Origin of the sequence: Bradyrhizobium sp. HKCCYLRH3097 (assembly GCF_051167875.1) — a bacterium.
GTDB lineage: Bacteria > Pseudomonadota > Alphaproteobacteria > Rhizobiales > Xanthobacteraceae > Bradyrhizobium.
On sequence record NZ_JBNPTX010000003.1, the window covers coordinates 448,329 to 471,043 of the forward strand.

Consider the following 22,715-nt stretch of genomic DNA (forward strand, 5'->3'; position numbering starts at 1 on the left):
GACACCCACAACTGTCGTCCCGGCGAACGCCGGGACCCATCACCACCGGCGTTCATGTTGACGAAGGACGATGACCCAGACTTTCTCCGCCAACACACATCACGCGGTATGGGTCCCGGCGGTCGCCGGGACGACAGCGGTATTTGCCGCGAGTTGCTTGGCATGATCGCGCTCACCCCATGACCCCCCGCCTCCACCTCGGCCTCATCGCCGGCTTCGCCACCCTGGTCATCGACCAGGCCTCCAAGCTGTGGCTGCTGTACGTGTTCGACCTGCCCAACCGCGGCACCGTCAAGATCACCCCGTTCTTCGACCTCTACCTCGCCTGGAACATCGGCATCAGCTTCGGCTGGCTGCAGAGTGAGAGCACGCTGGCGCAATATGGACTGATGGCGGTGAAGGCCGTCGCGGTGATCGCCCTCGCCATCTGGATGGCGCGTGCGGAAAGCAAGCTGGCGACGGCGTCGCTCGGCCTGATCATCGGCGGCGCCATCGGCAACGGCATCGACCGGCTGGCCTATGGCGCGGTGGTCGATTTCGCGTTGTTCCACATCCAGATCGGCGGCACGGTTTACAACTGGTACATCTTCAACATGGCCGACGTGGCGATCGTTGCCGGGGTGGCGGGCCTGCTATATGACTCCTTCTTCGGGGCCCCCGCCGCAAAAGCGCCCTGATCCGGGTCGATACCGGCCGGTGCCGATCCTGGGTCAAGAGCCTGATGATCTTCACGTTTTCGAGATCGGCGCGATGCCTGGACGGCCCCCCGTCGAATCGAGGATCGCAATCGGTGGGTCGCGGCCGGTTCGTCGGAGCACGAGCACTGGACAAGCGAGGACAGGGAAAGCCATGCGCAAGACCGAAGTCAGCGGCCGGATCATGACCCACGCGGCCATTCGCGTCCTGCGGCTGTCCGCCGTTGCGCTCGGCATTGGCCTCGTCATGGCCGCCGGCGCCGCCCGTGCCCAGGACGACGAGGAAGACGACAAGACCTTCGAAGAGAAGATCATCGACAATCTGATGCGCGGTCTCGGCGGCACCAACATGGAGACGCCCTCCATCGAATACCGCGAGCGGTCGCCCCTGGTGGTGCCGCCCAAGCTCGATCTGCCGCCGCCCGCCGCCGCGGCGCAGGCGACCGCGCCAAACTGGCCGAAGGACCCCGACGAGCAGCAACGCCGGGCCGCTGCCGCCGCGCGCAAGAAGGAAAACAGGGATCCGGTCAATGCGGCCCGTCCGCTGACCCCGGCCGAGATGAAGATGGGGCGGACGGCCGCCGCCAAGCCGACTGAGCCGATTCAGCCCGGCGTGGCCAACAACCCGATGATGAGCCCGTCGCAGCTCGGCTTCAAAGGCGGCCTGTTCGGCATGTTCAAGGGCAGCGACAGCGAAACCAAGCCGTTCACCAGCGAGCCGCAGCGCGAGAGCCTGACCCAGCCGCCGCCGGGCTATCAGACGCCGTCGCCGAGCTATGCCTATGGCACCGGCAAGCAGGAGCCGATCGGCGGCAAGCAGCTGGACATCATGACCGGCAAGGAACGGTGACGGCGGCAGCCGTTCGCCCGGAGATGCCGGCTTCGCTGGCGTTAGCGAAATTTAATGTCTCGCGGCGGCACGATGTCGCTGTTTTGTGACGCCGGGCGCCGTCCGGCGCGATGTAGCATGCTGCGCTCAAACCCGATCGCCCCTCCCCGCGGGCCTTCAGAAGGATCATGATGTCCTCGCACCGGTTCAAATCCGTCGCCGCCGCGCTCGTCTCCCTCATCGCGTTCACGGCCGGCGCTTCGGCGCAAACGACGTTCGCCTCCGAGCCCCCCGCCAGCTTCACCCTCCCCAACGGCCTGCAGGTCGTCGTGATCCAGGATCACCGCACGCCGGTGGTGACGCAGATGATCTGGTACAAGGTCGGCTCCGCCGACGAGACGCCCGGCAAGTCGGGCCTGGCGCACTTCCTCGAACATCTGATGTTCAAGGGCACCGAGAAGCATCCCGCCGGCGAGTTCTCCAAGACGGTGCTGAAGATCGGCGGCAATGAGAACGCCTTCACCTCGGTCGACTACACCGGCTATTTCCAGCGCGTGCCGCGCGATCAATTGCCGAAGATGATGGAGTTCGAGGCCGACCGCATGACCGGCCTCGTGCTGAAGGACGAGAACGTGCTGCCCGAGCGCGACGTGGTGCTCGAAGAGTACAACATGCGCGTCGCCAACTCCCCGGAAGCCCGCCTCAACGAGCAGATCATGGCGGCGCTGTACGTCAACCACCCCTATGGCCGCCCGGTGATCGGCTGGCGGCCGGAGATCGAGAAGCTCGGCCGTGAGGATGCGCTGGCGTTCTATCGCCGCTTCTACGCGCCCAACAATGCCATCCTGGTGATCGCCGGCGACACCGACGCCAAGGAAGTGCGCCCGCTCGTGGAGCAGACCTTCGCCAAGATTCCCGCGCAACCCGACATCCCCGCGCGCCGGTTGCGGCCGCAGGAGCCCGAGCCGGTGGCGCCGCGCACGGTCACGCTGGCCGACCCGCATGTCGAGCAGCCCTCGATGCGCCGCTTCTATCTGGTGCCCTCGGCCACCACCGCGGCCCCCGGGCAGTCGGCCGCGCTGGATGTGTTGGCGCAACTGATGGGTAGCGGCAGCAACTCCTATCTCTACCGTGCGCTGGTCGTCGACAAGCCGCTCGCGGTCAATGCCAGCGCGTCCTATCAGGGCACGTCGCTCGATCCGAGCCAGTTCTCGATCGCGGTCGCGCCGCGTCCGGGCGTCGATTTCGCCCAGGTCGAGGCTGTCGTCGACAGCGTCATCGCCGAGATCGCGCAAAACCCGGTCCGCGCCGAGGATCTCGAACGCGTCAAGACGCAGCTCATCGCCGAGGCGATCTACGCCAATGACAACCAGGCCACCATGGCACGCTGGTATGGCGGCGGCCTCACCACCGGATTGAGCATCGAGGACATCCGGAGCTGGCCCGACCGCATCCGTGCCGTGACCGCCGAGCAGGTGCGCGCCGCGGCGCAGACCTGGCTGCAGAAGAAGCGCTCGGTCACCGGCTATCTGATCAAGGACAATGCGGCCAAGCGCGAGGAGAAGCGGTCGTGATGAACACAATGACCTTCGCCCGCCGCTTCGCCTGCGTTCTCGCCGTCGGCGCCGCCGCGCTCACGATCGTTCCCGCCGCCCACGCGGCGACCAAGATCCAGCACCTGGTGTCGCCCGGCGGCATCGAAGCCTGGTTCGTACAGGACGCCACCGTGCCGCTGATCGCGATGGAATATGCGTTCCAGGGCGGCGCCTCGCAGGACCCCGCAGGCAAGCCCGGCGTCGGCAATCTCGTGGCCGACCTGCTCGACGAAGGCTCCGGCGATCTCGACTCCAAGACCTTCCACGAGCGGCTCGACCGCCGCGCCATCGAGCTGAGCTTCCAGATCTCGCGCGATCAATTCCGCGGCTCGCTGCGCATGCTGCGCGACAACAAGGACGAGGCGTTCGAGCTGCTGCGCACCGCGCTGACCTCGCCGCATTTCGACAGCGCCGACGTCGAGCGCATCCGCTCGCAGGTGATCTCCGGCCTGCGCCGCGAGACCACCAATCCGAGCTCGCTGGCGGGCCGCAAGTTCCTCGAGCTTGCCTTCCCCAACCACCCCTACGGCCGTCCGGCCAACGGCACGCTGGACAGCGTGCCGACGATCACCGTCGACGATCTCAAGGCCTATGTCGGCCGCGTGCTCGCCAAGGACACGCTGAAGGTCGCGGTTGTCGGCGACGTCGACCCGGCCACGCTCGGCAAGCTCCTCGATCAGACCTTCGGCAGCCTGCCGGCCAAGGCCACCTTGACGCCGGTGCCCGACGTCGTCGCCACCATGCCGCCGCAGCGCGCGCTCGTGCCGCTCGACGTGCCGCAGACCGTGATCACCTTCGGCGGTCCCGGCATCCGCCGCCACGACCCGAACTTCATGGCGGCCTATGTGGTCAACCACATCCTCGGCGGCGGCGGCCTGTCGTCGCGGCTCTACAAGGAGGTGCGCGAGAAGCGCGGCCTCGCCTACTCCGTCTACGACGCGCTGCTGTGGATGGATCATTCGGCGCTGTTCATCGGCAACACCGCCACCCGCTTCGACCGCGCCGGCGAGACCATCGCGGCCGTCGAGCAGGAGATCCGCCGCATGGCCGAGGAAGGCCCGACCCAGCAGGAGCTCGACGAGGCCAAGTCCTACATCAACGGCTCGCAGATGCTGGCGCTCGACACCTCCTCCAAGCTGGCGCAGGCGATGCTGCAATATCAGCTCGACAAGATGCCGATCGACTACATCGAGAAGCGCAGCGAGATCGTCAACGCCGTCACCCTGGACGACGCGAAGAAGGCGGCGAAGCAGCTCTGGAGCCAGGGCCTGCTCACGGCCGTCGTCGGCCGCACCCCGCAGGCCGCCGCCGAACCGTCCCAGGCGCCGGCCACGGCCCCGGTGACCAAGACGAACTGAGCGGGGCGCGGAGCTTCTCTCCTACGAGCACGTTGTTAGTTGCTCGGCATGCCCGGGCTTGTCCCGGGCATCTACGTCGTTCCGAGGACGCTGGGCCACGTGGATGGCCGGGCCTTCGCTGCGCCGAAGCGGCTTCGGCCGCGCAGGCGGGACAAGCCCGGCCATGACGAACGATCGTGGCCAACCACCGCTGGCGCCACAAAAACAGTGTCGTCCCGGCCTTGAGCCGGGACCCATACCCCCAGGGCGATGTTTGAGGCAGCTTGGTCATTGGCATCTGCCGCCCCACCTCGGCTGCGGCGAATGGGTCCCGAGTCGGCGCCGTCAGCCAGGCTTCGCGTCGCTGACGGCTTGCCCGGGAGGAGCGCGGGAGGACCGCGCGATGACTTCCGATAAAAATAATATTCTTGCTATTTTTCGGAATTCATGATTTGATCCGCCCATCCCGTCTCACTGCGGAGGGGCGTTGCGCGCGATCGTCACGACACGCGAGGCGGGGAGCGGTGGCCGCGAGAGATCGCAGCGTCTTCTCACGAGGACGCGGACGAACGATGTCTTGCGGACGTGAAGTCGCAGCGTCCTGATACCCCGATGCTGGTATCACGCGCTGATGCGCAAGCATCATGCGCAATGGTGGCCAACACGCCCGGCGCACCAGGGAGACTGCGTATAAGCGTGAAGCCCATCGCGCGGGGAATGCCGGGATGCCTCGGCTGAACCTGTGGTACCTGCCGCCTGCATTTTTTTCGCAGGCGGGCCATGGGTGCGGCCAGCGCCCGGCATTCCCCGCGCCCTCTGCATGCTCGCGAGGGACGAACTGATCGCAGACCTCGGGCATCAGATGCCGCGAGAACGCGCTGACATGTCGTCACCTGCGGCCGCTGTTTGAACCGTGAATCCGCCTCGCACACCGCTGTCGTCCCGGACAAGCTGCGACGCGCGCCAGCGCGGCGCAGATCCGGCACCCATACGCCGCAGCCGACGTGAGGCGGGAGGTGTCAGCGGCCAGCCTGCCCCAAACTGCTCCCTGGGGTTATGGATCCCGGCGTTCGCCGCGATGACAGTGGAGATTCTGGCGGCGGTCTCGGGCCGCCAACCGCGCCTCGCCATGACGCCCCGCGCACACCTCCCCTAAACCCGCTATGGTGGGCGCGAAAACCTCGATTCCACTGGTGCCCCATGCTGCGGATCTCCCGCGACCTCGCCATCAACGAAGACGACATCGAGATCTCGTTCGTCCGCGCCTCCGGCCCCGGCGGCCAGAACGTCAACAAGCTGTCGACCTCGGCGCAGCTGCGCTTCGACACGACCCGGATCACCCTGCCCGAGGACGCCGCCGCACGGCTGGCGCGGCTCGCTGGACAGCGCATGACCAAGAACGGCGTCATCGTCATCCAGGCCGAACGCTTCCGCACCCAGGAGCGCAACAAGGCCGATGCGATCGAGCGTCTCGTCACGCTGTTGAAGGAGGCGATGATCCGGCCGAAGGTGCGGCGCCCGACCAAGCCGACCTTCGGCTCCAAGCAGCGCCGGCTCGAAGGCAAGAAGATCCGCAGCGACGTCAAGGCGGGACGCGGTGGGCGCCGCTTCGACGATTAGTCCGCAACGCTGACATATCCTGCGGCTGGACGAGTCCTGCGCACGCTTTGTTCCGGCCGAAACAGCCCGCTACTACCACGGCGCTCTCGCTGCGACCTAGTCTCATCAAAAATGATGAGAGAGGATCGATGTCGGGACGGCGTACGGCGCAAGAGCTGCTGCTTGTTTTAGGACTAGGATGGTGCGGCGCAGTCCTGAGCACCACGATCGCATCGGCGCAGATGGCCTTGCCGTCGCCCAAGCCTGCCGACGGCGCGACCTTGTTCAAGCAGCAATGCGGCGTCTGCCACACGCTGAGCAGCGCCGAGCCGATGCGCCAGGGGCCGCCGCTCTCGAAGGTCGTCGGCCGCCGCGCCGGCTCCGTCGAAGGCTTCCGCTATTCGGCCGGCTTCGCGAAAGCTGATTTCACCTGGGACGAGACCAAGCTCGATGCCTGGCTGACCAACCCGCAAGAGCTGATCCCCGGCGCCGTGATGGCGTATCGCCAGGCCAAGCCCGACGTGCGCGCCGCGATCATCAACTACCTGAAGGACAATTGAGATGGCCAAGCCCGTTCATTCCATGATCCGCGTGCTCGACGAGGCCAAGGCGCTCGACTTCTACAAGCGCGCCTTCGGCCTGGAGATATCAGACAATCTGCGATTCGACGGCTTCGCGCTGATCTATCTGCGCCATCCGTCGTCGCCCTTCGAGGTCGAGCTCACCGTCAACTACGACCGCAAGGAGCCGTATACGCTCGGTGACGGCTACGGCCATCTCGCTGTCGTGGTCGACGATCTCGATGCCGAGCATGCCCGTTTCGAGCGCGAGAACCTGGCACCAGGCCCGTTGCGCGATTTCAAGCACAATGGTGCGACACTCGCGCGCTTCTTCTTCGTCACCGATCCCGACGGCTACAAGATCGAGGTCATCCAGCGCGGCGGCCGCTTCGGATGAGCCGCTGACCACGAAAATACACCAAACAAAAACCCAACGGAGGATACCCATGAGAGAAGTCGATCGCCGCAACAAATACGACCGCCGCGTCTTTCTCAAGGGCGCGGCCTCGACCGTGCCGGCCGCAGCCGTGGCTTCCGCGACCGGCCTCGGCATTGCCGATGCCTGGGCGGAGGATGCCAAGGCGCTGACGCCGGCCACCCTGAAGACACTCGTGAAGGTCGCGCGCGACATCTATCCGCACGACTTCCTCGCCGACCGCTACTACATCACCGCGGTCAAGCCGTGGGACGGCAAGGCCGCGGAGGATGCCGCCGTGAAGGCAATGATCAATGACGGCGTCGCCCGGCTCGACCAGGACGCGCGTGACCGCCACAAGGTGCCTTACGCCCAGGTGCCGTGGGAGGCCGACCGCGTCGCGCTGCTCCAGGGCATCGAGCAGACGACCTTCTTCAAGACGCTCCGCGGCGACCTCGTGGTGTCGCTCTACAATCAGAAGGAGCTCTGGCCGAAGTTCGGCTACGAGGGCTCCTCCGCCGAGCATGGCGGCTACATCAACCGTGGCTTCTCCGACATCGACTGGCTGCCGAAAGCCTGACGCCGGCGAACAACAGAAAACACGGAGGAAACCACCATGGCAAAATTCGACCAGAACGATTCAAGCGTCGTCGTCATCATCGGCTCGGGAGCCGGCGGCGGCACCCTCGGCAACGAGCTCGCGCAGAAGGGCATCAAGGTCGTCATTCTCGAGGCGGGCAATCGCTACGAGATTCCCGACTTCATCAACGACGAGTGGGAGAGCTTCACCCAGCTCGCCTGGACCGACATGCGCACGACATCCGGGACCTGGCGCGTGGCGAAGGACTTCGCCAACCTGCCGGCCTGGATCGTGAAGGCGGTCGGCGGCTCGACCGTGCACTGGGCCGGCGCCTCGCTGCGCTTCGACGAGCACGAGTTCAAGGCCCGCACCACCTATGGCGCGCTGCCCGGCGCGAGCCTGTTGGACTGGCCGGTGACGCTCGCCGAAATGGAGCCGTGGTACGCCAAGGCCGAGTTCAAGATGGGCGTGACGCGGACCAACGACATTCCGGGCCTACCCGGCAACAACAATTTCAAGGTGCTCGAAGCCGGCGCCCGGAAGATCGGCTACAAGACCGTGCACACCGGCAACATGGCGATCAACTCGCAGCCGCGCGACGGCCGCGGCGCCTGCCAGCAGATCGGCTTCTGCTTCCAGGGCTGCAAGTCCGGTGCGAAATGGTCGACCCTGTACACCGAGATTCCGAAGGGCGAGGCCACCGGCAATCTCGAGGTGCGGCCCAACAGCATGGCGATCAAGATCGAGCATGACGCCTCGGGCAAGGTCACCGGCGTGGTCTATGCCGACGGCCAGGGCAAGATGCAGCTGCAGAAGGCACGTATCGTCGCCGTCGCCGGCAACTCGATCGAGAGCCCGCGGCTGCTGCTCAACAGCGCCTCGAACATGTTCCCGGATGGTCTTGCCAACTCCTCCGGCCAGGTCGGACGCAACTACATGCGGCACATGACCGGCAGCGTCTATGCGACGTTCGAGAACCCGGTGCACATGTATCGCGGCACCACGATGGCCGGCATCGTCCGCGACGAGGCGGCGTTCAATCCGAAACGCGGCTTCGTCGGCGGCTACGAGATGGAGACCTTGTCGCTCGGCCTGCCGTTCATGGCGGCGTTCCTCAATCCCGGCGCCTGGGGCCGCAGCTTCACCGCGGCGATGGAGACCTATCCGCGCATGGCCGGCATGTGGCTGGTCGGCGAGGACATGCCGCAGGAGACCAACCGCATCACGCTCGATCCGGTCGCCAAGGACAAGTTCGGCATGCCGGTCGCCTCAGTGCATTTCGACGATCATCCCAACGACGTCGCGATGCGCGCCCACGCCTACAAGCAGGGCTCGGCGATCTACGAGGCGGTCGGCGCAACCGTGACCTACCCGACCACGCCCTACCCCTCGACGCACAATCTCGGCACCAACCGGATGAGCGAGAAGGCCAAGGACGGCGTCGTCAACAAGTTTGGCCAGACCCACGACGTCAAGAACCTGTTCGTCTCAGACGGCAGCCAGTTCACTACGGGGGCTGCGTGCAATCCGACGCTGACGATCGTGGCGCTGGCCATCCGTCAGGCCGACTACATCGCCGGTGCGATGCAGAAGAAGGAGATCTGATGGGCAAGTCGTTGCTGTGTTGAGTACACGGCTTGCGACGATGACGGTCAGCGCCTCCCCCGCTCGCGGGGGAGGTCGCATCGAAGATGCGATGCGGGTGGGGGAACGCTCCGGCGGGACTACCCGTGTGGCGCCCCCACCCCGCCCTCCCCCGCAGGCGGGGGAGGGAGACGAGACAGCGGGGCCGCGGCTACTCAGCCGCGTCCATGATCGCCGCCTCGCGGAAGTCCGGCGTCGCAGCAGTGGCCTTTGCTCGATAGATCAGACAGGAGCAGCGCAGCAGCGACGCAAAATTATTCACCTCGCCGTGATGATCCAGCACCTCGGCGTACAGCGTGGTCACGAACTTCGCGAGGCTCATGCCTTCCTTGGCGGCGATCTCCTCGAGCGTGTCCCAGAACGCCATTTCGAGCCGGATCGACGTGCTATGGCCGCCGATCCGCAAGGAGCGGGTCTGCGACTCATAATCGCGCTGAGGCTGGTGTGCGAACAGATGGCACATGGGCTTCCTCCGGCTGATCGTTATTTTTGCGAAACGATATACTGGCCCCGCCCGCCTCACAATCCCGTTGGAGAAGGTTGCTTTTCTCTGCCGCAGCGCATGAAAAAAGCTATTCTCGCCGAGATTTGCAGCGTGACCGCCGCAGCGCCGCGCGCCTTCAAGATCCGAGCCAGCCAGCTTTCAAGTTCGTTCGCACCATGCCCGTCCGCCAGCTTCCCGAACAGATCGTCAACCGCATCGCCGCCGGCGAGGTGGTCGAGCGGCCGGCGAGCGTCGTCAAGGAGCTGGTCGAGAACGCGATCGATGCCGGCGCGAGCCGCATCGACATCTTCACCGACGGTGGCGGCCGGCGAAAGATCGCGATCACCGACGACGGTGGCGGCATGACGGCGGCCGATCTTGCGCTCGCGGTCGAGCGCCACGCGACATCGAAGCTCGACGACGAGGACCTGCTGCAAATCCGCACCCTCGGGTTCCGCGGCGAGGCGCTGCCCTCGATCGGCTCGGTGGCGCGGCTGTCGATCACGACGCGGCACAAGAGCGAGCCGCATGCCTGGGCGCTCGCGGTCGATTGCGGCGACAAGTCGCCGATCGTGCCGGCCGCGCTGAACCAGGGCACCCGCGTCGAGGTCGCCGATCTCTTCCACGCCACCCCGGCCCGGCTGAAGTTCCTCAAGACCGACCGCACCGAGGCCGAGGCGATCCGCGAGGTGGTGCGGCGGCTGGCAATGGCGCGGCCCGACATCGCCTTCACGCTCGCCGGCGAGGAGCGCGCGCCGGTGACCTGGGCCGCCGCGCTGCCCGGCGCGCCGGGCCAGCTGACGCGGCTCGGCGACATCCTCGGCGCCGACTTCCGCAGCCATGCGATCGCCGTGCGCAGCGAGCGCGATCATGTCGTGGTCGAAGGCTTCGCAGCGGCCCCGGCGCTGACGCGCGCCAATGCGCTTGGGCAGTATCTGTTCGTCAACGGCCGCCCGGTGCGCGACAAGCTGATCCTCGGCGCCGTGCGCGCAGCCTACGCCGACTATCTGCCGCGCGACCGCCATCCTGTCGTGGCGCTGTTCGTCACACTCGATCCGCGCGAGGTCGACGCCAACGTGCATCCGGCCAAGACCGAGGTACGCTTTCGCAATGCCGGCCTGGTCCGCGCGCTGATCATCCACGCGTTGAAGGAAGGTCTCGCCCGCGAAGGCCGCCGCACCGCGGCCAATGACGGCGGCGCGACCATCGCCGCGTTCCGCCCGGCCTTCGCGCCACCGCGGCCCAACCTCGGTCCGATGAATTGGGACTGGCAGCGCTCGCCGTCGGCGCCGGTGATGCCGCATTTCGGCGGCTCCGTCCCTGCGGCGGCGCCCTCACCAGATCTCGGGTCGTTCGGGCTTGCGGAATCCTCTCAAGCGGCCTTCGACGTCGGCACGCCCCGCGCCGATCTTCGACTGCACGAGCAGCCGGCCGCGCCCGACCTGCTCGACCGTCCGCTCGGCGCTGCGCGCACCCAGATCCACGACACCTACATCGTGGCGCAGACCCGCGACGGCCTCGTCATCGTCGACCAGCACGCCGCCCATGAGCGCATCGTCTATGAGCGGCTCAAGGCCTCGCTCGCGGCGCATGGTGTGCAGCGGCAGATCCTGTTGATCCCGGACATCGTCGAGCTCGATGAAGCCACCGTCGAGACGCTGCTCGCGCGGACTGATGAGCTTGCCTCATTCGGCCTCGCGATCGAATCGTTCGGTCCTGGCGCGGTCGCGGTGCGCGAGACGCCGTCGCTGCTCGGCAAGATCAATGCGGCGGGGCTGCTGCGCGATCTCGCCGAGCACATGGAGGAATGGGGCGAGGCGCTGCCGCTGGAACGCCGCCTGATGCACGTCGCCGCTACCATGGCCTGCCACGGCTCGGTGCGCGCCGGCCGCCGCCTCAAGCCGGAAGAGATGAATGCGCTGCTCCGCGAGATGGAGGAAACGCCCAACTCCGGCCAGTGCAATCACGGCCGCCCGACCTATGTCGAGCTCAAGCTCGCCGATGTCGAGAAGCTGTTCGGGAGGAGATAGCGCCGACGACTTCCGCAACGAGCCATTCGCAAGGATCAAGAGCCACGCAAGAACACGAACTCGGTGTCGTCATAGGCGCGGCGCTCGAGCTCTTCGAACCCCTCGGGCGCCTTGAACGCGGCGGCCTTGGACTCTTCCACCACGAGCAGCGCCGATGGCACCAGCCAGCCGCCGTCGCGCAACGAGGCCAACGCCTTCTCGGCCAGACCCTTGCCATAGGGCGGATCGAGAAACACCAGCGAGAACGGCTCGACCGGGCGCGCCGGACCCAGATTGGTGGCATCGCGGCGGTAGACCTTGGTGACACCGCCGAGGCCGAGCGCCTCGACATTGTTGCGCAGCAGCGCCCTTGCCTCGGCGCCGTTGTCGACGAACAGCGTGAACGCTGCGCCACGCGAGGCCGCCTCGATGCCGAGCGCACCGGTGCCGGCAAACAGGTCGAGGACGCGTGCGCCCTCGATCGGATCCTCGTAGGCGTGCACGAGGATGTTGAACAGCGCCTCGCGCAGCCGGTCCTGCGTCGGCCGTATGTCGCGCGAGGCGGGCGAGGCGATGTTGCGGCCCTTCAGCCGTCCACCGACGACACGCATCGCACCACCCTACTCGTCCTGCGGCGTGATATCGCGCTTGCCGTGATAGCCGCGCTTCGGCCGCCGCGGCGGCCCGGGAAAGCGCGCCTCGGCCTCGTGGCGCTCGCGTGCCTCCTCGCTGCCTGTGCGCTGAACCAGCACGCGCCGGCCCTTGCGGTCGGCGACGACCTCGCGCTTCGGCTTGGGCTTCGGATCCGGCAACGGCTCGCGATTACCCTTGCCAGCCGGACCGAGATCGGCGCCCGACTGCGCGATGACCTTCTCGCCGAGCTGCTCGCGCAGCACCCGCGTCTTGACCTCCTGCACCTCGCCCTCGGGCAGCTCCAGGAGCTGGAACGGACCGTAGGAGACGCGGATCAGGCGGTTCACCTCGAGGCCGAGATGGGCGAGCACGTTGCGCACCTCGCGGTTCTTCCCTTCGCGGATCGCAACGACCAGCCAGACATTGGCGCCCTGGTCGCGCTCCAGCGTCGCTTCGATCGGGCCGTATTTCACGCCGTCGACCTCGACGCCTGCGGTGAGCTGGTCGAGCTGCGCCTGCGTAATCTCGCCATGGGCGCGGACACGATAGCGGCGTGTCCAGCCGGTGTCCGGCAGTTCGAGCACGCGCGCCAACCCGCCGTCATTGGTGAGCAGCAGCAGCCCCTCGGTATTGAAATCGAGCCGGCCGATCGAGATCAGGCGCGGCAGCCCTTCCGGCAGATTGTCGAACACGGTCGGGCGCCCCTCGGGGTCGCTGTGCGTCGTCATCAGCCCGCGCGGCTTGTGGTACAAAAACAGCCGTGTGCGCTCACGCTCCGGCAACGGCGCGCCGTCGACCTGGATCACGTCGTTCTCGGTGACGTCGAGCGCCGGTGAGTTGATGATGCGGCCGTTCACGGTGACGCGGCCCTGCGTCACCATCTCCTCGGCATCACGGCGCGAGGCGAGGCCGGCACGCGCCAGCACCTTGGCGATGCGCTCGCCAGCCTTGCCGGGCTTCGGCGCCTCGTCGGGCACGACGCGCTTGGTACGCTTGTCGGTCTCAGGCTTGCGCTCGCGATACGCACCGCGGCCGCCGAACGCCGGACGCTTGGCGAAGACCCGGCTCTCGTCCTCATTGTCGCGGCGCGGCCGGTCGGCGAAATCACCACCCCGACCTTCGCCACGCGGATGCTCCTGCCACTCGCTGCGGCCTTCGGGGCGTTGACGCGGGCGATCGAACTTCCGGTCGTCGCCGCGATCGCGCGGCCGGTCGAATTTCGGACGGTCGGATGTGGGCCGGTCGAACTTGGGACGGTCCCCCCGTGGCCGATCGGAGGCGGAACGGTCGAACTTCGGACGATCGAATTTGGGGCGATCCTCGCGTGGGCGATCGGACTTGGGACGGTCGAACTTGGGACGGTCGAAGCTGCGCGCACCATCGCGGGGCGGGCGGGCGCTGCGCTCCGGACGATCGCCGCCCTCACGCTTCTGCCAGGGCTTGGACTCGCCGCGGGCCGGACGGTCGCCGAATTCCTTGCGCGGACCGCGCGGGCCGGCACCGAACTTGCGCTCGCCGCGATCGCCGTCAGCTCCGCGGGAAAATGTCTTCTCGCCGCCGAACTTCCGCTCCGGCCGATCGCCACGCGGCGGCCGGTCACCGAAGCTGCGCTCGGTGCGCGGACGGTCGCCGCGATCGCGGGCGCCCCCGCTGCGCGGCGTATAGGGGCGCTTCTCACCGTCACGCTCGCGTGGCGCGTAGGGCTTGCGTTCGCCGAACTTGCGCTCGGAGGATCGCGTCGCCGGACGGGCCTCGTCGCGATCGGCGCGCGGCGTGTAGGGACGCTTGCTGCCGCCACCCGCGTCACGGTCGAATTTCGGCCGGTCGCCGCGCGGCTTGAAGGCGCGCTTCTCGCCGTTCTCACCCCGCGGCGGACGCGCGGCAAACGGACGGTCGCCGCGCGGACGCTCATCGCGGTTGAAGCGCGGCTTTTCGCCAAAGGATTTGCGCGGCGCATCGCCGTCGTCGCGGCGGCGCGGTGCACGGCCCTCGTCGAACGAGCGCTTGCCCTTGGCCCCCGCCGCCTTGTCGCCGAAGCCGCGTTTGGCGAACTTCTTCTCCGGGCCCCGCGCGGCGCCCGAGCGTCCCTTAGTCCCTTCGGAACGCCCCCGCGGGGCGCCGCCGCGGCGGCCGCGGGAATCGTTGTCTTTGTCGGTGTCGCGGGGCATGAAAGTCTCACTTTGAGGTGCGGGACGTCGCGTGGTACGCGCGCTCTGAGCAGCGCCTGTCACGCGGGAAATCGAGGTCCGGTTTTGCTGAAGGGCGATGCAGTACCAGACTTATCCGGGCATTACGAGCCATGAACGCTCCTTCTTTCATGGATCTGGCGTTGAAAGCGGCCGAATCGGCCGCAATTTCCGGCGAGGTGCCGATCGGCTGCGTCGTGGTGCGGGACAATGTGGTCATCGCCACCGCCGCCAACCGCACTCTGACCGACCGCGACCCCACCGCCCATGCCGAGGTCCTGGCGCTGCGCCAGGCCGCGCAGGCGATCGGCAGCGAGCGGCTGGTCGATTGCGACCTCTACGTCACGCTGGAACCGTGCACGATGTGCACCGGCGCCATCTCCTTCGCCCGCGTCCGCCGGCTGTATTATGGGGCCGCCGATCCCAAGGGCGGCGCCGTCGAATCCGGCGTGCGGTTCTTCTGCCAGCCCACCTGCCACCACGCGCCGGAGGTCTATTCGGCCGTCGGCGAGCAACAGGCGTCGCAGATGCTGAAGGACTTCTTCAAGGCGCGGCGCTGACGAGGCCTCGCCCCGGCCGCATCATTCGCGAAAGCGGATGTGGATGGGAAGGCTGCTGACCCCGCTCATGAACGGCGACTCGACCCGGCGCACCCGTCCGGCGAGCGCGATATGCGCCGTGCGATGGAGCAGTTCCGCGAACATCGCGCGCATCTGCATCCGCGCCAGCTGCAGCCCCATGCAGACATGCGGACCGCGGCCGAAGGCGATATGCGGATTCGGACTGCGATCGATCCGGAACGTGCCGGCGTCGTCGAACATGGCTTCGTCGCGGTTGCCGGAATGGAAGAACAAGGCCAGCGCCTCGCCCTCGCGAATGACCTGGCCGGCGACCTCGGTGTCGCCGACCGCCGTCCGCATGAAATGGCGCACCGGCGTGGTCCAGCGCAGCATCTCCTCGATCGCCGGATCGAGCAGCTCCGGCTCGGCGCGCAACCGCTCGAGCTGGCCCGGGTCCGCGAGCAGCGCCTCGAGCCCGCCGGCCAAAGCGAGCGAGGTGGTGTCGTGGCCGGCCGTCACCAGCAGGATGAAATAGGAGATCAGCTCGTAATGCGGCATTGCGGCGCCATGCGGCGCGCTCTCTGCGATCAGGCTGGCGAGATCGTCGCGCGGGCTGGTGCGGCGGTCGGCGACCACGGCTTCGAAGTAGTCGCGCAGCGCCAGCATGGCCATGCGCATGGTGTCGCCGGGCGCCTCGGCAAAACGCCGCTGCGGATCCTCGGCGGCCACGAACGCCTGGGCGAGCCGGGCAAGCCGTGTGTCATCGGCTTCGGGCGTGCCCAGCATGCGACCGATGACGCGGAAGGTGAAAGGCAGCGCGACGTCGCGTGCGAAATCGCAAGCATCACCACGCACGGCAACCCGGTCGAGGATCTCGGCGGCCCATTGCGTCAGCCAGCTCTCCATCGCACGCAGAGCCGGCGGCGCGAAGGCGCCCTGGATGACCGCGCGATAGGCGGCGTGATCCGGGGCATCCATCTCGGTGAGGCTGCGGACGGCCTGCGGCTTGCCGGTGACCCGCTGCAGCACGGCCTCCGAGGCTTCGCTGGCAAGATAGGTGCGGGGTCCCGCAGCGAAATCCTTGCTCCGCGTCTCGATCGCGACGATGTCGGCGTGGCGCGTGACGGCCCAGAACGGACGCACGCCCGGGCGCTCGACCCAGTGCAGCGGCGCGTGCTGGCGCAACAGTGCGCAGGCCCGTTCAAGCCGCAAGGGGCTGGCGTGACCTTTCGAGGAGATCAGCACATCCACCGCGCGCGCGATCGCGGCAGCGTGTCGACCGGGCTTGGATGAGAGCAACGGAGCTGCGGACATCAGTGCGACGGATCGCCGTCCGAGACGGCCGCCTCGGGTCTGCGGCGCACCAGCAGGGTGAACTCCTTCATGCCGTAACCGCCGATGACCTCGACCGGCGCGGCAAACTCGCGCTCACAATGGGCCACCCAGATCTCGGGCGTGGTCCGGTACAGCCGCGCCGTCGCGGCATCGGAGGCCTCGTCGTCATCGTCACCGTGGGCCCGCATGAAGTTGACGCCGAAGCCGCGGCGGCTGGTGGCGAACATCTGCCCCAACAGGCCCTTGATGTAACTCTCCCAGGCCTGGCGCGGATAGCCGACATTGACGTTCATGATGCCGGACGCGACCGAGTAGTCGGCGATGCGCGGGCTCTCCGCGGCAACGACGAAACGCCGCTGCGGGCCAGCAAAGCGCCGACGGGCGCGGCTGATCATGGCGCGCGACAGATCGATGCCGAGATAGTCGATCTCGCAGGTCGGATAGCGCGCGGCCAGAAAGGGCACCAGCGCGCCATAGCCACAGCCGATGTCGTTGAGGCTGAACGGCGCCGACGCATCGCACAGCTTCATCAGCTGCACGAAGCGCAGGCCCTGCGTCGCCTCGCATGACCAGTCGACGCCCCGCGGCGTCGCGCCATGACGCGCGACGCATGCGGTGTAGTAGGCATCGACGTCGGAGCAAATGGCCTGAATAGAAGGAGCCTTTTGTCCGGCGCCGTCGCCTGCGGTCAGGCTCATTTTTTGCCGCGCTTCTGAACACGCCTGGTGCGAGCAACTTCGGCCAGGTTCTGACGCGCCTCTCGTCCGGGAGTGGTCGGTATCGAAACGATCACATGCGTTTCGAGCGAGAACACGACCGGACGGCCTTGCGTAACCGTCACCCGAGGATCGTCCGCTGCCGAATGGCAGACAATCGAAACAGGAAGCGGCTTCTCGGATTCCAGGTCGTCCTTGAACGCCCGGATGACACGGTCGTGACCATTCACGCCATCAAGATCGGAGGGATAGGTCCTGAGGTGTTCCAAGAAACGGTACCACCGGCGACGCTCAGTCCAATCCTGCGGCACGATCCCCAGCAAAGCGAACGATTGCTGCAAGCCATGCTGCAATGAAAAAACTCCAAACTCGCGCTGCAGCTCGACCATTTCCGGCAAAGCTTCAGCCTCGAAACGCCTATTCAACTGCACGAGAATATCGAGCGTCGTACTGTCTTTAATCATCATCCCCATGTGCCCAGCCTCCTAATAATGCTTCATGGAAAGCGGGCATACTGCACGGGTCATCTAGTACCTTCAAGGGAGGATCGGCACGCTATCAACATGGGTTTGTAGACCTCGGCACCCGAGACTTCCAGCAGGCGCTCGGCGTCGAGCAGCGATCCGACAGCTTCTGCGTCGTTCCGAAAATCGGAGTCGGACGAACTGATCAAACATCGCAGCAGCACCGCGTGGAGTTCACCGATCCTATCCGTCCTGCGTCGGGCGATGACGCTGGCTTCCTCAGCAACGTCGAGTGCACCACGGAGGTCTCCTGCGCGATAAAGGACGTCAGCCAGATCGCTCATCATGCGCGCTTCGAACTCGAGGCCTGCCCTGGCGCGCCTCGAGTACTCGATCGCTTCCCTGAGATCATACGCGGCGTGAGTGAAATCGCCTGCAGCCGCCCGAGCAAGACCAGCCCCTGCCAACGCCTGCACCCGAATGTACGGCATGCCCGACGCTTCAGCGATCTGAAGCAGCTCGGCCGAGTGCAGAGCCGCGGCCTCAGCACGACCTTGCCATCGAGCAAATTCAACAGCGGCAAAGTGCGGGATAAAACGGACCACCGGAGCCAACTGTTCGGGAGGGGTATTCAACAATTCGAAAAGCTGAATTTCGAGCTCAGCGAAACAGCCGAGCTGGACCAGGATTCGCGTCCTGAGGCACTTGATCCAATATTCAACATCGAATCCCAGGATCTGATTTGGCGTCAGCCCCAGGGTTACACTACTGTCAAAACCACCTTGGTTAGCGATCGTCGCCTGCGCCGTGTTCGCCGCTGCTAGCGCGTCTCGTGCTCTCCCCGACAGCAGAAGCGCCTGCGCCAGCATGGCGTTGACGGTCGCATAGCGGCCGACATCGCCCTCCTCCGAGGTCAGCTTGACCGCATTCTGCACGAGGTTGACGTAGTCGTCGGCTGCGCCGGTCGAGGCGAGGACGCGGCCGTAAGCGCCGAGCAGGATCGGCTCGTGCATCTTGTCCGAGGAGCGCGCATAGCGCAGCGCCTCCTCGGCGAAAGGCCTCACCTCCTCGGCCGAGATGCCCTCCCGCCATCCGCAATTGAGGATCTGGCCGCTGGCAAGCGCCCTGAGGCGATCGACGTGCTCGGATGGCGGCACCGTCTGCAGCATGGAGCGGATCTTTTTCCAAAGCCGCAGTGCCTCGGCCGTATTGGTGCGGCCGATCCAGCGCGCCGCGCGCTGCAGATGCTCGACGGCCTGCATGGTCTGGCCGGCGAATTCGTAGTGCGAGGCGATCAGGGCGGCGAACTCGTCCTGCGTGCCCCAATCCAGCGCCTCGATCGCCTTGGCCACGGCCACGTGCACGCCGCTCAGGCGCGAGCGCAGCTGCATGGCATAGGCCACCTCCTGGATCAGCGGATGGCGGAAGGCGAGCACGCCCATGTCGAACGGCGGCATATCATAGAGAAGATCGGCATGCCTCAGTTGTGCGAGCGCGTCGAACAGGTCCGCCTCGCTGAGCCCCACGACAGGCTTGAGCACGGCGAGCGCGACCGAGCGGCCGATCACAGCCGCTGTTTCCAGGACGCTCTTGGCGGTCTCGCTCAGACGGTCGATGCGGGCCGCTACCACGGCATGCACCGTCGGCGGCAGCGGAATCGGGCCGATCCCGCCCTTCAGCCGATAGGCGCCGCGCTCACCCTCGAACCCGCCGCTCTCGGAGACCGCGCTCGCCAGCTCCTCGAGGAAGAAGGGATTGCCCTGCGCGCGCTCGATGATGTCGCCGACCAGCGCCTCGAGCGATGCGTCGTCGCCGAAGACGCCGCGCAGCAGTTTGCGCGCCTCGGCGGATGCGAGCGGCACGATGTGCAGCTCGTGAAACGGAGCCCGCTGCATGAAGGACGCGGCAAAACCAGGCCTGTAGTTCACGACCAGCAGCGTCTTGGTGCCGATCGAGGCCTCCGCGAGCGCCTCGACGAACTCCTCGCTGGCCTCGTCGAGCCAATGCAGGTCCTCGATCATGATCACCACGGCGCCATCCGCCGGCGCCGAGCGGAACAACGTCTTGAACACGTTGAGGAGACGCGTCTTGAACACGCCCGGATCGAGCCGAAGCGCAGGACGAGACGGATCGGCAAGGCTCATGAAGTCCAGCAGCAGCACCAGCGCCGTATCGGGAATGCCGAGGGCCTCGAGTCTGTCGACCACGCGCTGTCGCGACACCTCGACGGGCTCCTTCGCCCGGATGCCGAAGAAGTCGCGCAACAATTCGAGCACCGGCTGGAACGGGGTGGCGCGGCCATGTGCCAGCACGCGCGCCTCGTAGACGCGAATGCCCTGGCGGCGACAGTGCTCGGCGAACTCGAAGCACAGCCGGCTCTTGCCGATGCCGGCCTCGCCGACGATGCCGACCACAGCGCCACGCGCCGCCAGGACGTCGTCGAGCTCGCGTTCGAGCACCGCAAGCTGAGCGTTGCGCCCGATCAGCGGCAACAGGCGTTGGCCGCTGCGGAAGACGTCGCTCGCCGGCGCGTTCAGGCGGCCGATCAGCTTGTAGATCGACACCGGCGAGGCAATGCCGCGCAGCGTGCGGGTGCCGAGCGGCTCGGCTTCGACGAACTGCCTGGCGCCGGTGTAGGTCTCCTTGCTGATGAGGATGGTCCCTGGCTCGGCCATGTGCTCCAGACGATTGGCCAGATGCACGTTGGCGCCGGCCGCATCGTAGGTCTGGTACATGCTGTTCTCGACGACCTGGACGATCACCTCGCCGGTGTGCAGTCCGACGCGGACCTGCAGATGCGGATCCGCCAGGCGGGCGATCGAGTCCTGCATCGCGAGCGCGCCGAGACAGCCGCGCACGGCGTGATCCTCGTGCGGCACCGGCGCGCCGAACAGGGCCATGACGCCGTCGCCCTGTGTCTTGTTGACGACGCCGTCATAGCGGTGGACGGCCTCTTTCATGAGGTTGAGGACCGGATCGAGCCGTTGCATCGCGAGTTCGGGATCGCCGAGACTATCGATCAGCTGGGTCGAGTCACGAATGTCGGCAAACAGGATGGTGAGTCGCTTGCGCTCACCGCCCTTGCTGCTCAGGGTCCGTAGCACCCGCTGGGCGTTCTGATCCGGCTGAGCCAGCCGGCCCGGCAACGGCGCGCCGCATTGGCCGCAGAAGCGATTCGACAGGCTGTTGGTCTGGTTGCACGCCTCACATCTGAGGCTGAGCGGCTCGCCGCACCGGTCGCACGAGGCTCTCCCGGGCTGATTCTGCCTGCCGCACCGCGCGCATTCCATGGCCCCTCCGTTCCACGGCGGAACTGATTCATCCCATCACGGCATGAGTCTATGGAACTGCCACAATTCTCGCGGGAAAAATAGCCTTGCGTGGCCGAGTGCGGCGATCACGATGCTCAGCCCCGGCCGCTTTCCTGCGCCACCGCCTGCCAGGCAATGTCGCGCCGGCAGAAGCCGTCAGCCCATTTGATGCGGTCGACGGCCTGATAGGCCCGCGCCTGAGCCTCGGCGACGCTCTTTCCCGACGCGCAGACATTGAGGACGCGCCCACCATTGGCGAGAATGGCGCCGTCCTTCGCGACCGTGCCGGCGTGGAAGATCTCCACGCCCTCGATCCTCGCGGCATCGTCGAGTCCCTCGATGACACCGCCCTTCGCGTAATCGCCGGGATAGCCCTTCGCGGCCATGACCACGGTGACGGCGGCGTCGGGAAACCAGCGCAGGTCGAAATTCTTCAACTGCCCATCGCAGGCGGCCAGCATGGCGGGCACGAGATCCGACATCATCCGCAGCATCAGCACCTGACATTCCGGATCGCCGAAGCGCACGTTGTATTCGAACAGCTTCGGCCCCTGAGCCGTCAGCATCAGGCCGGCATAGAGAATGCCCCTGAAGGGTGTGCCCCGGGCGCTCATCCCGGCAATGGTCGGCTGAATGATCCGATTCATGATCTCGTCATGAATCTCCTGCGTCACGAACGGCGTCGGTGAATACGCTCCCATGCCGCCGGTGTTCGGTCCCTGGTCGTGATCGAACACCCGCTTGTGGTCCTGGGCGGAGGCCAGCGGTATCGCGGTCTCACCGTCGCACAGCGCGAAGAACGACACCTCCCGCCCTTCGAGAAACTCCTCGATGACGACCTCGGCGCCAGCGACGCCAAAGCCGCCCTCGAACATCATCTTGATGGCGTCCTCGGCCTCGGCAACCGTCTTGGCCACGACGACACCCTTGCCGGCCGCGAGCCCGTCTGCCTTGACGACGATCGGAGCGCCATGCTCGCGGACATAAGCGAGCGCCTCGGGGGCGTTGTCGAAGCGGCAGTAGGCGCCGGTCGGGATGTCGTATTCGGCGCAGAGATCCTTGGTGTATCCCTTGGAGCCCTCGAGCTTGGCGGCGAGCCTGGATGGGCCGAACGCCTTGATGCCGGCAGCCTCGAGATCATCGACGATGCCGGCGGCGAGCGGCGTCTCGGGGCCGACCACCACCAGATCCACCTTGTTCGCCCGGCAGAAGGCGATCACCGCCGCATGATCGGCGACGTCGAGCGCGACACATTCGGCCTCCTTGGCGATCCCGGCATTGCCGGGCGCGCACCACAGCTTGGTGAGCAGCGGCGAGCCGGCAATCTTCCAGGCGAGCGCGTGCTCGCGGCCGCCGGAACCAAGGAGCAGAATGTTCATCGTCGATGCCGTCGCAGGGGTGGGCCAATTTGGACGCCCCAATTGCCCGGCCCTCGCAACGGAGTCAAATCATGGCTCCGGCGGCTTCGCGGCAGCGCCGGCAATGATGCCCTGCAGGTTCGCGACATAACGGGCGAACGCCGCACGGCCGGCCGCGGTCGCCGTGACCGTGGTCTGCGGCTTCTTGCCGACGAAGGCCTTGTCCACGGCGACGTAGCCGGCGCGCGCCAGCGTGTCGATATGCGCGCCGAGATTGCCGTCGGTGGCGCCGGTCAGCTTCTTCAGCCGGACGAATTCCAGCCCGGCCACGGCAGGCAGGGCATTCAGCGCCGCCATGATCTTCAGCCGCAGCGGTTGGTGGATGATCTCGTCGAGCTCCGCCAA

General features: G+C 66.7%; 20 protein-coding genes. 11 read left to right on the forward strand and 9 right to left on the reverse strand.

Features of this window, described 5'->3' with window-relative positions; all coding sequences use genetic code 11:
* The first annotated feature begins 179 nt into the window (after positions 1 to 179).
* The 9 genes from lspA (at position 180) to ACQR0U_RS11080 (ending at position 9,215) form a co-directional block, all read left to right on the forward strand.
* Positions 180 to 677: a signal peptidase II gene (lspA, locus tag ACQR0U_RS11040; RefSeq protein ID WP_434844961.1), complete on the forward strand. Its 498-nt coding sequence runs from the start codon at positions 180 to 182 to the stop codon at positions 675 to 677.
* A gap of 202 nt (positions 678 to 879) precedes the next feature.
* Positions 880 to 1,545, forward strand: coding sequence for a hypothetical protein (locus ACQR0U_RS11045; protein ID WP_315713662.1), 666 nt, complete (start codon positions 880 to 882; stop codon positions 1,543 to 1,545).
* A 167-nt stretch (positions 1,546 to 1,712) separates the two neighbouring features.
* Complete coding sequence (locus ACQR0U_RS11050; protein ID WP_316226210.1) at positions 1,713 to 3,098, forward strand: M16 family metallopeptidase; 1,386 nt, start codon at positions 1,713 to 1,715, stop codon at positions 3,096 to 3,098.
* Positions 3,098 to 4,477, forward strand: a complete 1,380-nt coding sequence (locus tag ACQR0U_RS11055) for a M16 family metallopeptidase (RefSeq protein WP_316187668.1) — start codon at positions 3,098 to 3,100, stop codon at positions 4,475 to 4,477. Before ACQR0U_RS11050 ends, ACQR0U_RS11055 begins: the two co-directional genes overlap by 1 nt.
* Before the next feature lie 1,179 nt (positions 4,478 to 5,656).
* Positions 5,657 to 6,076: an alternative ribosome rescue aminoacyl-tRNA hydrolase ArfB gene (gene arfB / locus ACQR0U_RS11060; RefSeq protein ID WP_315716703.1), complete on the forward strand. Its 420-nt coding sequence runs from the start codon at positions 5,657 to 5,659 to the stop codon at positions 6,074 to 6,076.
* A gap of 221 nt (positions 6,077 to 6,297) precedes the next feature.
* The gene (locus tag ACQR0U_RS11065) at positions 6,298 to 6,615 is read left to right on the forward strand and encodes a c-type cytochrome (protein WP_315716717.1); all 318 of its coding nucleotides are present in this window, start codon (positions 6,298 to 6,300) and stop codon (positions 6,613 to 6,615) included.
* A gap of 1 nt (position 6,616) precedes the next feature.
* Positions 6,617 to 7,012 carry a VOC family protein gene (locus tag ACQR0U_RS11070; protein WP_315716702.1) on the forward strand — a complete coding sequence of 132 codons (396 nt, stop codon included), beginning with the start codon at positions 6,617 to 6,619 and terminating at the stop codon, positions 7,010 to 7,012.
* Between the two features lie 49 nt (positions 7,013 to 7,061).
* Complete coding sequence (locus ACQR0U_RS11075; RefSeq protein WP_315716701.1) at positions 7,062 to 7,610, forward strand: gluconate 2-dehydrogenase subunit 3 family protein; 549 nt, start codon at positions 7,062 to 7,064, stop codon at positions 7,608 to 7,610.
* Between the two features lie 36 nt (positions 7,611 to 7,646).
* A complete protein-coding gene (locus tag ACQR0U_RS11080) occupies positions 7,647 to 9,215 on the forward strand; it encodes a GMC family oxidoreductase (RefSeq protein ID WP_315716700.1) in 1,569 nt (522 codons plus the stop codon).
* A 190-nt stretch (positions 9,216 to 9,405) separates the two neighbouring features.
* Here the strand turns inward: ACQR0U_RS11080 and ACQR0U_RS11085 are convergent, their stop codons facing one another.
* Positions 9,406 to 9,717: a ribbon-helix-helix domain-containing protein gene (locus ACQR0U_RS11085; protein ID WP_434843204.1), complete on the reverse strand. Its 312-nt coding sequence runs from the start codon at positions 9,715 to 9,717 to the stop codon at positions 9,406 to 9,408.
* A 197-nt stretch (positions 9,718 to 9,914) separates the two neighbouring features.
* Between ACQR0U_RS11085 and mutL the strand changes: the two genes are divergently transcribed.
* On the forward strand, positions 9,915 to 11,768 hold the full coding sequence (mutL, locus tag ACQR0U_RS11090; protein ID WP_434843205.1) for a DNA mismatch repair endonuclease MutL: 1,854 nt from the start codon (positions 9,915 to 9,917) through the stop codon (positions 11,766 to 11,768).
* Positions 11,769 to 11,803: 35 nt separating this feature from the next.
* On the opposite strand, the gene rsmD is transcribed toward mutL, so the two are convergent.
* Positions 11,804 to 12,358 (reverse strand): 16S rRNA (guanine(966)-N(2))-methyltransferase RsmD, encoded by a 555-nt coding sequence (gene rsmD / locus ACQR0U_RS11095; RefSeq protein ID WP_315716697.1) that lies wholly within the window; start codon positions 12,356 to 12,358, stop codon positions 11,804 to 11,806.
* Positions 12,359 to 12,367: 9 nt separating this feature from the next.
* Positions 12,368 to 14,548, reverse strand: coding sequence for a pseudouridine synthase (locus ACQR0U_RS11100; RefSeq protein ID WP_434843206.1), 2,181 nt, complete (start codon positions 14,546 to 14,548; stop codon positions 12,368 to 12,370).
* 131 nt (positions 14,549 to 14,679) lie between these two features.
* Here ACQR0U_RS11100 and ACQR0U_RS11105 point away from each other — a divergent pair, with 131 nt between their 5' ends.
* Entirely contained in the window at positions 14,680 to 15,126 is a 447-nt protein-coding gene (locus ACQR0U_RS11105) for a nucleoside deaminase (RefSeq protein ID WP_434843207.1), read from the forward strand.
* A 21-nt stretch (positions 15,127 to 15,147) separates the two neighbouring features.
* On the opposite strand, the gene ACQR0U_RS11110 is transcribed toward ACQR0U_RS11105, so the two are convergent.
* From ACQR0U_RS11110 to ACQR0U_RS11135, 6 genes are all read right to left on the reverse strand, one after another.
* The gene (locus tag ACQR0U_RS11110) at positions 15,148 to 16,440 is read right to left on the reverse strand and encodes a cytochrome P450 (protein WP_434843208.1); all 1,293 of its coding nucleotides are present in this window, start codon (positions 16,438 to 16,440) and stop codon (positions 15,148 to 15,150) included.
* Complete coding sequence (locus ACQR0U_RS11115; protein ID WP_316171663.1) at positions 16,440 to 17,159, reverse strand: class I SAM-dependent methyltransferase; 720 nt, start codon at positions 17,157 to 17,159, stop codon at positions 16,440 to 16,442. The genes ACQR0U_RS11110 and ACQR0U_RS11115 overlap by 1 nt, the downstream gene beginning before the upstream one ends.
* Positions 17,156 to 17,650 (reverse strand): hypothetical protein, encoded by a 495-nt coding sequence (locus ACQR0U_RS11120; protein ID WP_315716692.1) that lies wholly within the window; start codon positions 17,648 to 17,650, stop codon positions 17,156 to 17,158. The genes ACQR0U_RS11115 and ACQR0U_RS11120 overlap by 4 nt, the downstream gene beginning before the upstream one ends.
* Positions 17,651 to 17,700: 50 nt before the next feature.
* Positions 17,701 to 20,931, reverse strand: a complete 3,231-nt coding sequence (locus tag ACQR0U_RS11125; RefSeq protein WP_316226944.1) for an AAA family ATPase — start codon at positions 20,929 to 20,931, stop codon at positions 17,701 to 17,703.
* Between the two features lie 116 nt (positions 20,932 to 21,047).
* Positions 21,048 to 22,331, reverse strand: a complete 1,284-nt coding sequence (gene purD, locus ACQR0U_RS11130) for a phosphoribosylamine--glycine ligase (RefSeq protein WP_434843209.1) — start codon at positions 22,329 to 22,331, stop codon at positions 21,048 to 21,050.
* A 69-nt stretch (positions 22,332 to 22,400) separates the two neighbouring features.
* On the reverse strand, positions 22,401 to 22,715 hold the full coding sequence (locus ACQR0U_RS11135) for a transcriptional regulator (RefSeq protein WP_315716689.1): 315 nt from the start codon (positions 22,713 to 22,715) through the stop codon (positions 22,401 to 22,403).